We start from the raw sequence: 11,327 nt of genomic DNA, 5'->3' as shown, positions 1-11,327 counted from the left end.
GTAGTTCAGTCGGTTAGAATACCGGCCTGTCACGCCGGGGGTCGCGGGTTCGAGTCCCGTCCGCTGCGCCATATTTGCTTCAGGGCCCTTGAACTCCCTGAAGCTACAAAAAAAGCGACCCCAGGGTCGCTTTTTTTGTGCCCGGGATTTTGTACGGACCCAGCCATTGTGGGAGCGAGCCTGCTCGCGAAGATGCCGGACTTGCCGGATAACCGCGAAGCTCTTGGCGCCTTCGCGAGCAGGCTCGCTCCCACAGTGGGGTCGAATGCGGTTTCAGGCCGCGATCCACGATCAGACGCGACAAACTGCCCGCGATTATCACCACTTGATGCACAATACGCCCCGTACCGTTCTCTTCAGGATTTTCAATGCTTATGTCATTCCCCGTGCGTGCCGTGGTAGTCGCTCTCGTGCTGACTGGCCTGGCAGGTTGCTCGTCGAAGAAAACTGCCATCTATGAACATGAAAACTTCGATGACTCCGGTACGTTCTCGCGCAATTACCCGGTGACCGACAAGACAGCCTGCGAATCAGCGCGGCGCGCCTTGCTCAGCCAGGGCTATATCATCACCAGCAATGACCCGAAAATGATCAGCGGCCACAAGAGCTTCCAGCAAACCGGCGAAAGCCATCTGGAGATCAGCTTCAACATTGTGTGTGCCGACGATGGCGGTTCTGAGCATCACGCCACCATGTTTGCCAATGCGCTGCAGGACCGTTACGCCCTGAAGAAAGTCAACAACTCTGCCAGTCTGGGTGTCGGTGTGCTGGGTTCGGTGTCGATGCCGATTGGTTCAACCGATGATTCGATGGTCAAAGTCGCCAGCGAGACGGTGTCTTCGGCGCAGTTCTATGACCGTTTTTTTGGCCTGGTCGAAGTGTTCCTGCCCAAGCCCAAGGAAGTCGTGAAAGCGGTAAAGGCGCCGCAAAAAGCCAAGCCTGATCTGGGCGTGCCAGAGCCTGCGCCAGTGCCGACTGAAGTGATTGTGCCTGCACCCGAGCCGGTTATTGTGCCCGAACCAGTTGTGGCGCCTGCCAGCGAGCCTGTGCTGCTGCCCCCGGCCGCAGCCGAACCTGTTCTACCTGTGCTGGAGGCCCCGGTAACGGTACCTGCAGTGGTGGCGCCAGTCACGCCTGTGGTCGAGCCTGTGACCGAGCCTGCCATCACCCCCGTACCTGCCGCCGTAGAGCCTTCCCCCGTTCAATAACTGTGCAGTAAATCTCAAAAGCTCTGCTACGTTTAACGATGAGTATTGACAGTGCCCGCGAAGGTGTCATTTTTCCTTCATGCGGGCACTTTATGCTCAGGCATGACTTAAACAAACAGACTGAAAAGGGATGCTGTATGGACGACTATCAGGAAGAGCTGCTTGAATACCAGGCCTTTGAACTGGACCCGCTGGAACCTGCCGACGATGCGACCGAGCTTTGAGCCCGGTGCAGCATCAGGCAGTCTGGCGCTGACGCCGTCGGTATTCTCCCGGCGTCTGCGCATTCCAGCGCTTGAAGGCCCGCTGAAACGCCTCGGCTGAGGCAAACCCCAACAAATAAGCGATTTCGCCGAAGGCCAGCTCCGTATCACGGATATAGGTCATGGCGAGGTCGCGGCGTGTGTCGTTGAGAATGGCGCGAAATTGCGTGCCTTCTTCGGCCAGCTTGCGGCGCAAGGTCCAGGTCGGCAGCTTGAGGCGTGCCGCCACTTCCTCCAGGTCGGGTTCGCGACCGCCATTGAGCAAAGGCCCCAGCAGTTGCGTAATGCGCTCGCGCAGGCTGCGGGTGCGGGTCATTTGCTCCAGTTCGCGCTCACACAGTTGCAGCAGGTAGGCCCAGGTGCTGGGGCAGTGCTGCGGGTTGCGCAGGTCGAGGGTGGCGTGATTGAGGCGCAGCTGGTTGGTTTCTGCACGAAACTGCAGGGTCGAGCTGCCCAGCCCGTTGTAGCATTGGGCGTAATCCGGTTCGCTGAATTCGATATCGATCTGCTCGCAGCTCAAGGGCCGGGCTGCAACCGCGGACAGGTGCTGCAACCAGCCGGCAATGATCGAGTCCACCACAAAGCGGTTATAGGCGTTGTACGGGCTGATGGAGTAAAACCGCAGCCAGGCACCCTGGGCGTCTTCGTGCAGGCTTGACTGCCCGCGGTAGTTGGAGCCGTACAAGGGTTCGAAACGTATCAGGGTGCGGGCCGCTTCGCGCACTGTGGGTGCCTGGGCTGCGGTGACGCCGGCCAGGCCCACCTGGCCCAGACGGCTGAGTTGGCCCATACGCAGGCCCAGTGCCGGCTCGCCGGTCAGCATAATTGCGGCGTGGCCCAGGCGCATATAGCGCGGGATCGACAGGCGTGCCAGAGGCTGGGCCAGACGGGCCGGGTCAAGGCCGAACTGGTCGAGCAGGGGGGCCGGGTCGTGGCCGCAACTGCGCACGGCGTCGGCCAGGGACTGAACGAACCCGACCGATAGATCGCCCAGGCGCATCGGCAGCGGTTTCATCATTCTATAACCAGAGGTTCAGCAGTCGTGCACCGCTGCCAGGCTGGTCCGGGCTGGTCTGGCCGTTGCGGCTGATAAAGCCCTGGCCGGTGCTGTGCTTGTCCCAGAACTTGCCGCGCAAGAACACGGTGACGCCAGCGTTGGCGGTGCTGATGGGCAGGCTGCTGGTGAAGGTCAGGCGATGCCAGGCATCGCCCTCAGTGACTTCGCCGGGCTTGAGGCTGATTTCACTGGGCGTCGACACGCTTTTGTAACCGCCCCAGGGTTTGTCCCAGGTGGTCTTGCCGACGATAAACGCGGGCACTGCGATCAGTTGCGCGCCTTTTTCGTTCAGCGTGCGGTAGTTCTCGGGGTACCAGCTGTCGCTGCCGATCAGGATGCCCAGGCGTCCGGCCGGGGTGTCGACCACATTCAGCTCATGATCGGGGCTGGGCTGGATATAGCTTTGTTCTTCATAGGTGGGCAGCAATTGGCGCTGCGGAGTGCCGATGGCGGCACCCTCGCGGTCAAACACCACGCTGCTGTTGTACAACGCGCCGGTGCCGACCAGCAGTTTGCCGTGTTCAATGCGCGGGTCGGGCAAGGCGATGCTGCCGGCCACCAGGGTTACCCCGAACTCTTTGGCCAGGCCGCCAAACAGGGTCTGGTAATCGTCGGCCATGCTGTTGGCTTTCATGCGCAGATGAGCATCGTTGACCCGGCTTTCGCCGTCAGCGCGCAACCACGCATTGGCAAAGGCCAGCGGGTTGCTGATGGCCAGCCAGTGCATTGCTTGATTGAGGTTGGCGGCTTGATACAGCTGGTTTTTTTCACCGCTAAACATCAACCAGGAACCGATATGTTCCGGCAGTACCACTACGGTTTTGCCGTTGATCAGCCCGGCATCGCGGGCGCTGTTCAAGTAGGCCGCCAGTTTCAGATGGACCAGCGCCAGGCTTTGGTAGTCGCGGGGTGACAGGTCGGGCTCGATGCCCAGCAGGTTGCCGCGATCATTATTCACACCCTCGTTAATCGCGAGTTCGATGCGCAAGTCAGAAAGGTAGTGGCCAACATCCCGTTGCGTGGTCCACCAGGCATAACCGCCTGCAGCAGCGAAGAGGGCAATCAGTAAGGTGCAGCCAATTAATTTGCGCATATAAATAAAACAGACAGCTTTCAGCAGAATTCAATCTACAGGGTAGGCGGCGGTTGTTGGCTTGCCAAGGGGTGCTGCGCATTTGGGTTAATAATTTGTAACTTTGGGTCATTGAGTGGGGTCGGTTGAGTCTTTACTGTGCCTCAGATCAACGACGGGAGCCGCAGAGCATCCCGCGTTCCGTGATTTCGCCCGTTGTGGAGCCTACTGATGACCGCCACTCGCTACCCGCACTTGCTCGCCCCGCTGGATCTGGGTTTTACCACTTTGCGCAACCGCAGCCTGATGGGCTCGATGCACACCGGCCTGGAAGAAAAGCCCGGTGGCTTTGAACGCATGGCCGCCTACTTTGCCGAGCGTGCCCGCGGTGGCGTGGGCCTGATCGTCACGGGCGGCATTGCGCCCAACGACGAGGGTGGGGTGTACAGCGGTGCAGCCAAGCTGAGTACGGTGGAAGAGGCCGAAAAGCATGTGGTTGTGACCCGCGCAGTACACGACGCCGGCGGCAAGATCTGCCTGCAGATCCTCCACGCCGGGCGTTATGCCTACAGCCCGCGCCAGGTCGCGCCGAGTGCGATCCAGGCGCCGATCAACCCGTTCAAACCCAGGGAGCTGGATGAAGAGGGCATCGAAAAGCAGATCAGCGACTTCGTGACCTGCGCCAGGCTGGCCCAGAGTGCCGGGTATGACGGTGTCGAAATCATGGGGTCCGAGGGTTACCTGATTAACCAGTTCCTGGCGGCGCACACCAACCAGCGTACTGACCGTTGGGGTGGCAGCTACGAGAACCGCATGCGCCTGCCCGTGGAAATCGTGCGTCGCGTGCGCGAAGCCGTTGGCCCGAATTTCATCATTATCTATCGTCTGTCGATGCTCGATCTGGTGGCAGGCGGCAGCGTCTGGGAAGAGATCGTGCAACTGGCCAAGGCGGTCGAATCGGCCGGTGCGACCCTGATCAACACCGGTATTGGCTGGCATGAAGCGCGCATCCCGACCATCGCCACCAAAGTGCCCCGTGCCGCGTTCAGCAAAGTCACCGCCAAGCTGCGCGGTTCGGTGAGTGTGCCGCTGATCACCACCAACCGCATCAACACTCCGGAAATCGCCGAGCAGATCCTGGCCGAAGGCGATGCCGATATGGTGTCGATGGCGCGGCCGTTTCTGGCTGATCCGGAGTTCGTCAACAAGGCGGCTGCCGGGCGCAGTGATGAGATCAACACCTGCATCGGCTGCAACCAGGCCTGCCTGGACCACACCTTCGGCGGCAAGCTGACCAGTTGCCTGGTCAATCCCCGAGCCTGCCACGAAACCGAACTCAATTATTTGCCGACCATTGCGGTGAAAAAAATCGCCGTGGTCGGTGCCGGCCCGGCCGGGCTGTCTGCGGCTAGCGTGGCGGCTGAGCGCGGGCATGAAGTGGTGCTGTTTGACGCAGCCAGCGAGATTGGCGGGCAGTTCAATGTGGCCAAGCGCATACCGGGCAAGGAAGAGTTCTTTGAAACCCTGCGTTACTTCAAGCGCAAACTGCAAACCACCGGTGTCGAGGTGTGCCTGAACACCCGGGTGGATGTGCAGCAACTGGTCGAAGGCAAATTTGACGAAATCATCCTGGCCACCGGCATCGCACCGCGCACGCCGGCGATCCCGGGTATCGACCACCCCAAGGTTCTGAGCTATCTGGACGTGATCCTGGAGCGCAAGCCGGTGGGCGGTAAGGTTGCAGTGATTGGCGCGGGCGGGATTGGTTTTGACGTGTCGGAGTTTCTGGTGCACCAGGGGGTGTCTACCAGCCAGGACCGTGAAGCGTTCTGGAAAGAGTGGGGCATCGACACCGAGCTTGAGGCTCGCGGCGGTGTGGCCGGGATCAAGCCTCAGGTGCATGCCCCGGCGCGTCAGGTGTACTTGCTGCAACGCAAGGCGAGCAAGGTGGGTGACGGGCTGGGCAAGACCACTGGCTGGATCCATCGCGCCGGGCTGAAAAACAAGCAGGTACAGATGCTCAACAGCGTGGAATACCTGAGCATCGACGATGCCGGTTTGCATGTGCGTATTGGCGAGGGCGAGCCGCAGGTATTGCCTGTAGACAATATTGTGATTTGCGCGGGGCAGGATCCGTTGCGTGAGTTGCAGGATGGCCTGGTTGCAGCGGGGCAGAGCGTGCATTTGATCGGCGGTGCCGATGTGGCTGCGGAACTGGATGCCAAGCGTGCGATTGATCAGGGGTCGAGATTGGCGGCGCAGCTGTAAAGCGCCCTCACCCTAACCCTCTCCCGGAGGGAGAGGGGACTGATTTGTGGCGTTGCGATGATCTGCTTTGGCCTTTAGCCCCCTCTCCCTTTGGGAGAGGGTTGGGGTGAGGGGCTTTGCTCTTAATGCACGATCTGGGCTAAAAACGCCTTGGCCCGCGGGCTTTTCGGGGCGTTGAAAAACTCCTCGGGCGGCGAGTCTTCAATCACCATGCCGCCATCCAGGAACAACACCCGCTCCGCCACCTGCCGGGCAAAACCCATTTCATGGGTCACGCACAACATGGTCATGCCACTGCCCGCCAGGTTGACCATCACATCCAGCACTTCGCTGACCATTTCCGGGTCCAGCGCCGAAGTCGGCTCATCGAACAACATGATTTTCGGTTCCATGCACAACGCCCGGGCAATGGCCACACGTTGCTGCTGGCCGCCGGACAACTGGCTCGGGTATTTATCAGCCTGGCTGGCAATGCCAACCTTGGTCAAAAAATGCTGGGCCAGTTCGATGGCTTTCTTACGCGACAGGCCGCGCACCGACATCGGCGCCAGGATGCAGTTGTCGATCACACTCATGTGCGGGAACAGGTTGAAATGCTGGAACACCATACCGATCTCACTGCGCACTTTTGCCGCTTCACGGGTTGGCAGTGCCAGGTCGGTGTCGTTGATCAGGATGCGACCCTGCTCGGCGATTTCCAGGCGGTTGATGCAGCGGATCAGCGTCGACTTGCCAGAGCCGGACGGGCCGCACAGCACAATGCGTTCACCTTCGCGCACCTTCAGGTCGATGCCCTTGAGCACGTGAAAAGCGCTGTAATATTTGTTCAGCCCGGCGATATCCACGACGACCTTGCGGGTGTCAGTGACTGGCGACACAGGATGAACGTAAGCAGGTTGTGCAAGCATGGTGTGTCTCCAGTAATCAGTGAAAACGCTCGGCGCTGTAGGGCGCAGGGTCGGTGAAAGGTTTTTCCCCGGTCATCATTTCGGCCAGCAGACGCCCGCTGACCGGGCCCAGGGTCAGGCCGTGGTGGGCGTGGCCAAAGTTGAACCACAGGCCCTTGTGGCGGCTGCCAGGGCCAATCACTGGGCACATGTCCGGCAGGCACGGGCGCCGGCCCAGCCAGGGTTCGGCATCCACACGCTCACCCAGCGGGTACAGGCGTTGGGCGCGCTCCTCGCAGCGGCGCAACTGGATTTCGTTGATCGGGTCATCGCTGTCGGCAAATTCGATCCCAGTAGTCAGGCGAATACCGCCCACCATCGGTGCCAGCACATAACCGCCCACTGAATCCAGAATCGGGTGCTGCATGGTGTGGCCGTCTTTGGCCGCGTAATGCATGTGATAGCCGCGCTTGATTGCCAGGGGAATGCGATAGCCCAGCGGTTCGAAAATCGCCCGTGCTTGCGGGCCGAGGGCAATCACCACTTCGTTGCCGACGATCAGGCCCTTCTGGCTCTCGACCTGCCATTGCCCGGCCGTTGCCCGCAGGCTGGTGGCGTCACCGATGACAAAGGTGCCTCCACGCTTTACAAACAATTCGGCATAACCACGGGTCAGGCCGCCCGGGTCACTGACGGTCTTGGGATCGAGCCAGTGAATGCCTCCGATCACATCGTTATGCAGGCCCGGCTCCAGGGCGTGCACCTGCTGTTCGCCCAGTACCCGGTAGTTGAGCCTGTAGTCGCTCAAGGCCGCCGCATCGCGTTGGGCCTTGTCGAAGTCGGCCTGGGTGCGATAGACCTCGATCCAGCCGCTGTCATCGATCAGCGCAGTCACCCCGGCGGGCTCGGCCAGCAAGTCGTGTTCGCTGACGCATTGTTCAATCAGCGGCAGCATGGCCCGGGTGGCCCTGGCCAGCGCCTTGGGAGCGGATTGCTGCCAGTACTTCAACAGCCACGGCCCGGCCTTGGGCAGGTGCTTGAGGCTGTAGCGCACGTCCGATTGCTGGTTGAGGCCATAGCGCAACAGGCGCGAAAGTTCCCGCGGGAACGAATAGGGGATCACGCTGGCGCGCTCGATCAGCCCGGCATTGCCGTGGCTGGTGCCGCTGCCTGGCTGGGCGCGGTCAAGCAGCACGACGCTGCGCCCACGAGCCTGGAGTTGCAACGCGGTACTGACGCCGACAATGCCGGCGCCCAGAACGATAGTGTCGCAGTGCATAAACAAATCCTTAAAACAGGGGGCCGTGTGCGCAGCCCGGGCAATGGGCTTACTGCAAATGGCGGCCGAGGCGGCCTTCGATCAGTTTCAGGCTGCGCCGCACCACTTCCACGATCAGCAGATACAGCACGGCGGCCCACAGGTAGACCTGAAAGTCGAAACTGCGCGAAAACGCCATCTTGGTCACGCCCATCAGGTCGTAAATGGTTACCAGCGAGGCAATCGCACTGGCCTTGATCATCAGGATCAGTTCATTGCCCAGCGGGCCGATGGCCACCAGCAACGATTGCGGCAGAATGATCTTGCGAAAGGCGGTCCAGCGCGACAGGTTCAGCGCTTTGCAGGCCTCACGCTGGCCCTGGGCCACGGAGAGGATACTGCCGCGCAGGATCTCGGCCTGGTACGCCGCCGTGTTGAGGGTGAAAGCCAGCAGGGTGCAGAACCACGCATCGCGGAAAAACCACCACAGGCCCACGTCCTGCCAGAAGCCCTTGAACGAGCCGAGGCCGTAGTACAGCAAAAACAGTTGCGCCAGCAGCGGTGAGCCGCGGAAAAAGTACACGTAGGCACCGGTAAAACTGCGCAAGAAGCGGTTGCTCGACAAACGCCCCAGGGCGATCAGCAAGCCGAGCAAAGCCCCCAGGGTAAAGGAAATCGCTACCAGTTTGCCGGTGACCAGCAGCCCGTCGATAAACCGCGGGCCGTAGCGTTCCAGCAGGTCGGGGTTGAGAAACATGTTTTGCAGATCCGCCAGACTCATGGCTGCGCGCTCCGTTGATGGCGGCTGAAGTAGCGTTCAAGAAAGGCGAACAGACGCCCGGAAATCGCCGAGAAAAACAGATAGCCCAGGCAGGCGACGGTGTAGAACAGCATCGGCTCTTTGGTCACGCTGACCGCCAGGTTGGTCTGGCGCATCAGGTCCACCAGGGAAATGGTCGACACCAGCGAGGTGTCCTTGAGCAGCGACAGCCAGTTGTTCGACAGCCCCGGCAGGGCGATGCGTGCCAGTTGTGGCAGTACCACCTTGCGAAAGGTGGTGAATTTGCTCAGGCCCAGTGCCGAGGCCGCTTCGAACTGGCCCTTGGGAATGGTTTTAAACGCACCCAGCCAGATCTCGCTCGAGAAGGCGGCAAATACCAGGCTGAAAGCCACCATCGCAGCGACGAAGGTATTGATCGTCACCTGCGCGTCGTAGCCCATCATGGCGAGCAGCTTTTGTGCGGCGATCTGGCAGCCGTAATAAATGATCAGCAGGGTCAGCAGTTCCGGCAAACCACGAAATACCGTGGAAAAAGTGGTTGCCCACGCCCGCAGCCAACGGTTTTTCGAGCGTGCCGCCACCGCCACGACCAGGCCCAGGGGCAAGCCGATAGGCAGGCAGCTCAAGGCCAGGGCAATGGTCACCAGCGCGCCGGCGAGCAACGCCGAGCCCCAGCCGCCACTGGCAAAAGAAAGAAGTGAGAGTTGATCGAGCATGCTCGAATCCCCGGGCAAAAGTGGGCCGAAATTCAGCCACTGCGCACGTTACGTGCGCAGGGCAGGGTCATTGGCAGGGAGGCCCTCAAGCGAGGGCAGGCGACTCAGTAAATGTCGAAGTCGAAGTACTTGCTGCTGATCTTTTTATAGGTGCCGTCAGCCACGATTTCGTCCAGCGCCTTGTTGAAGCGCTCGCGCAGCACGGTATCGCTCTGGCGTACGGCAATGGCGGCGTCGGCATTGGTGCCGTTGACGTCACCGATGATTTTGCAGCAGTCGTCGCTGGCCTTGTTGATCCATTCCAGCAGCGGGAATTTGTCGGCAATCACCGCATCGACACGACCGTTTTTCAACTCGGCGTTGGCCTCGTCCAGGGTCGGGTACAGGTTGAGCTTGGCGCCGGCTTTTTCGTAGTGGTCTTCGGCGTAGATGCCCTGGGTTGCAGCGCCCTGGGCACCGATGGTGCGGCCCTTGAAGTCGATCTGCGCATCGGTGATATCAGAGTCTTTAGGCACGGCGATCGACAGCGGGGTGCGGTAGTAGTGATTGGTAAACGCGATCTTCTTTTTGCGTTCATCGGTCACGATCATCGACGCGACGATGGCGTCGTATTTTTTCGCCATCAGCCCCGGAATAATACCGTCCCAGTCCTGGGCAACGATCTTGCATTGCGCGTTCATGCGCTCGCACAGGGCATTGGTGATGTCGACGTCAAAGCCGGACACCGTGCCGTCCGAGTTGGTGGTGTTGAAGGGAGGGTAGGCGCCTTCGGTGGCGATAGTCAGCGTGTCGGCCTGAGCGTTGGCTGCAACGGCGGCCACCAGTGCGCATGCACTTGCAAAGCGAATGACGTATTTCATCTAGCACCTCGTTTTATTGTTTTGATCCGGGTGAGGATGTGTAGCCCACGAACTCATTGTGTAAGGCCGCGGTTGCCTCAAGACGCTTTTCAACGTCAGGCCCCAGTTGTTTGCACACTTCATTGATCAGCAGATGCACCAGCGACAGCATGGCCGCGGTGGACTCCCAGAACAGGTTGAACTCGGTGGGCACGCGAAACACTTCATTGGCGCTCTGGTCGGCCCAGTCGCAGAAGGTATCGGTGACCAGCGTGACTTCGATACCGGCCTCGCGTGCCTTGCGGCACAACAACTGGGCGTGGCGCGAGTAGCGACGGGCTTCAAACACCACCAGGGCGCAGTCTGCCGGCGGGCACAGCAGTACATCGGCGTAATGCCCGGCGGCGCCGTCGACCAGCTGCACGCCATCGCGCAGGTATTGCAGTAAATGCACCATCGAGGCGGCGATTCCGCGCTCGGTCTGGAAGCCTGCGACAAACACCTTGGGCCGCGTGGCCAGGCGCTGGCTGACGGCACGCCATTGCGGGGTGAGGCTGTATTCGTAGACCTTGACCAGCGCCCCGACTTCCAGCTCGAAGCTGCGCGGCAGGGCCTGCGGGCTCTGGCTCGACTGCTGGCGGAATTCTTGCAAGCGATCACCGACCAGCCACGGGCCATCGCCCAGGTCGTCCTTGAGATCGTTTTTCAAATCCTTGAAATGGCTGTAGCCCAGGGCACGGCAAAAACGCCCCACACTGGACTCGCTGACCCCCAGTTTGCTGGCGATGTCGGCGGCGGTCTGAAAGGGCAGCTCGTAGAGATTGGCCAGCATGTAGCTGGCAATCGCCCGGCCCGAGGGGGCGGCGGTTGACAGACTGCTTTCAAGGCGTTGTTTAATCGGCTGGCTCACGACTGCTTCCTGTTTTTATTTCAGCGCGTTGCAGAAAGTGAATGTTTTCTGTCATTAAGTCAACAATT

At 60.5% G+C, this 11,327-nt stretch carries 11 protein-coding genes; 3 read left to right on the top strand and 8 right to left on the bottom strand.

The window, feature by feature from the left end:
* Nucleotides 1–368: 368 nt before the first annotated feature.
* Both QN377_RS17225 and QN377_RS17220 read left to right on the top strand, forming a co-directional pair.
* Nucleotides 369–1,208: a DUF2242 domain-containing protein gene (locus QN377_RS17225; RefSeq protein ID WP_146541062.1), complete on the top strand. Its 840-nt coding sequence runs from the start codon at nucleotides 369–371 to the stop codon at nucleotides 1,206–1,208.
* Nucleotides 1,209–1,246: 38 nt separating this feature from the next.
* Nucleotides 1,247–1,432 (top strand): hypothetical protein, encoded by a 186-nt coding sequence (locus tag QN377_RS17220; RefSeq protein WP_130871641.1) that lies wholly within the window; start codon nucleotides 1,247–1,249, stop codon nucleotides 1,430–1,432.
* 13 nt (nucleotides 1,433–1,445) lie between these two features.
* Here the strand turns inward: QN377_RS17220 and QN377_RS17215 are convergent, their stop codons facing one another.
* Together QN377_RS17215 and QN377_RS17210 are read right to left on the bottom strand one after the other, a co-directional pair.
* A complete protein-coding gene (locus QN377_RS17215; protein ID WP_095019774.1) occupies nucleotides 1,446–2,486 on the bottom strand; it encodes an AraC family transcriptional regulator in 1,041 nt (346 codons plus the stop codon).
* 4 nt (nucleotides 2,487–2,490) lie between these two features.
* Nucleotides 2,491–3,621 carry a carbon-nitrogen hydrolase family protein gene (locus QN377_RS17210; RefSeq protein WP_322213121.1) on the bottom strand — a complete coding sequence of 377 codons (1,131 nt, stop codon included), beginning with the start codon at nucleotides 3,619–3,621 and terminating at the stop codon, nucleotides 2,491–2,493.
* A 210-nt stretch (nucleotides 3,622–3,831) separates the two neighbouring features.
* Here QN377_RS17210 and QN377_RS17205 point away from each other — a divergent pair, with 210 nt between their 5' ends.
* Nucleotides 3,832–5,868, top strand: a complete 2,037-nt coding sequence (locus tag QN377_RS17205) for an NADPH-dependent 2,4-dienoyl-CoA reductase (RefSeq protein ID WP_095000606.1) — start codon at nucleotides 3,832–3,834, stop codon at nucleotides 5,866–5,868.
* 122 nt (nucleotides 5,869–5,990) lie between these two features.
* Here the strand turns inward: QN377_RS17205 and QN377_RS17200 are convergent, their stop codons facing one another.
* The 6 genes from QN377_RS17200 to QN377_RS17175 form a co-directional block, all read right to left on the bottom strand.
* Nucleotides 5,991–6,776: an amino acid ABC transporter ATP-binding protein gene (locus tag QN377_RS17200; protein ID WP_095019760.1), complete on the bottom strand. Its 786-nt coding sequence runs from the start codon at nucleotides 6,774–6,776 to the stop codon at nucleotides 5,991–5,993.
* A 16-nt stretch (nucleotides 6,777–6,792) separates the two neighbouring features.
* Entirely contained in the window at nucleotides 6,793–8,034 is a 1,242-nt protein-coding gene (locus QN377_RS17195; protein WP_095000604.1) for an FAD-dependent oxidoreductase, read from the bottom strand.
* 49 nt (nucleotides 8,035–8,083) lie between these two features.
* Nucleotides 8,084–8,794 carry an ABC transporter permease gene (locus QN377_RS17190; RefSeq protein WP_016780525.1) on the bottom strand — a complete coding sequence of 237 codons (711 nt, stop codon included), beginning with the start codon at nucleotides 8,792–8,794 and terminating at the stop codon, nucleotides 8,084–8,086.
* Nucleotides 8,791–9,510: an ABC transporter permease gene (locus QN377_RS17185; RefSeq protein WP_095019762.1), complete on the bottom strand. Its 720-nt coding sequence runs from the start codon at nucleotides 9,508–9,510 to the stop codon at nucleotides 8,791–8,793. Before QN377_RS17185 ends, QN377_RS17190 begins: the two co-directional genes overlap by 4 nt.
* 104 nt (nucleotides 9,511–9,614) lie before the next feature.
* Nucleotides 9,615–10,370, bottom strand: coding sequence for a transporter substrate-binding domain-containing protein (locus tag QN377_RS17180; RefSeq protein ID WP_095000601.1), 756 nt, complete (start codon nucleotides 10,368–10,370; stop codon nucleotides 9,615–9,617).
* A gap of 13 nt (nucleotides 10,371–10,383) precedes the next feature.
* Nucleotides 10,384–11,259, bottom strand: coding sequence for a MurR/RpiR family transcriptional regulator (locus QN377_RS17175; protein WP_095024524.1), 876 nt, complete (start codon nucleotides 11,257–11,259; stop codon nucleotides 10,384–10,386).
* Nucleotides 11,260–11,327 lie beyond the last annotated feature (68 nt).

The sequence above is a fragment of the Pseudomonas sp. CCC4.1 genome (assembly GCF_035019225.1).
GTDB lineage: Bacteria > Pseudomonadota > Gammaproteobacteria > Pseudomonadales > Pseudomonadaceae > Aquipseudomonas > Aquipseudomonas bubulae.
The sequence above is the reverse complement of the archived record's forward strand: the minus strand, read 5'-3'. Positions and strand labels throughout refer to the sequence as shown.

What these genes read in the sequence shown, in the direction of transcription:
- QN377_RS17210 (WP_322213121.1), bottom strand. Translation starts at nt 3,621, where the DNA reads ATGCGCAAATTAATTGGCTGCACCTTACTGATTGCCCTCTTCGCTGCT.
- QN377_RS17190 (WP_016780525.1), bottom strand. Translation starts at nt 8,794, where the DNA reads ATGAGTCTGGCGGATCTGCAAAACATGTTTCTCAACCCCGACCTGCTG.
- QN377_RS17205 (WP_095000606.1), top strand. Translation starts at nt 3,832, where the DNA reads ATGACCGCCACTCGCTACCCGCACTTGCTCGCCCCGCTGGATCTGGGT.
- QN377_RS17185 (WP_095019762.1), bottom strand. Translation starts at nt 9,510, where the DNA reads ATGCTCGATCAACTCTCACTTCTTTCTTTTGCCAGTGGCGGCTGGGGC.
- QN377_RS17225 (WP_146541062.1), top strand. Translation starts at nt 369, where the DNA reads ATGCTTATGTCATTCCCCGTGCGTGCCGTGGTAGTCGCTCTCGTGCTG.
- QN377_RS17180 (WP_095000601.1), bottom strand. Translation starts at nt 10,370, where the DNA reads ATGAAATACGTCATTCGCTTTGCAAGTGCATGCGCACTGGTGGCCGCC.
- QN377_RS17215 (WP_095019774.1), bottom strand. Translation starts at nt 2,486, where the DNA reads ATGAAACCGCTGCCGATGCGCCTGGGCGATCTATCGGTCGGGTTCGTT.
- QN377_RS17220 (WP_130871641.1), top strand. Translation starts at nt 1,247, where the DNA reads ATGAGTATTGACAGTGCCCGCGAAGGTGTCATTTTTCCTTCATGCGGG.
- QN377_RS17195 (WP_095000604.1), bottom strand. Translation starts at nt 8,034, where the DNA reads ATGCACTGCGACACTATCGTTCTGGGCGCCGGCATTGTCGGCGTCAGT.
- QN377_RS17200 (WP_095019760.1), bottom strand. Translation starts at nt 6,776, where the DNA reads ATGCTTGCACAACCTGCTTACGTTCATCCTGTGTCGCCAGTCACTGAC.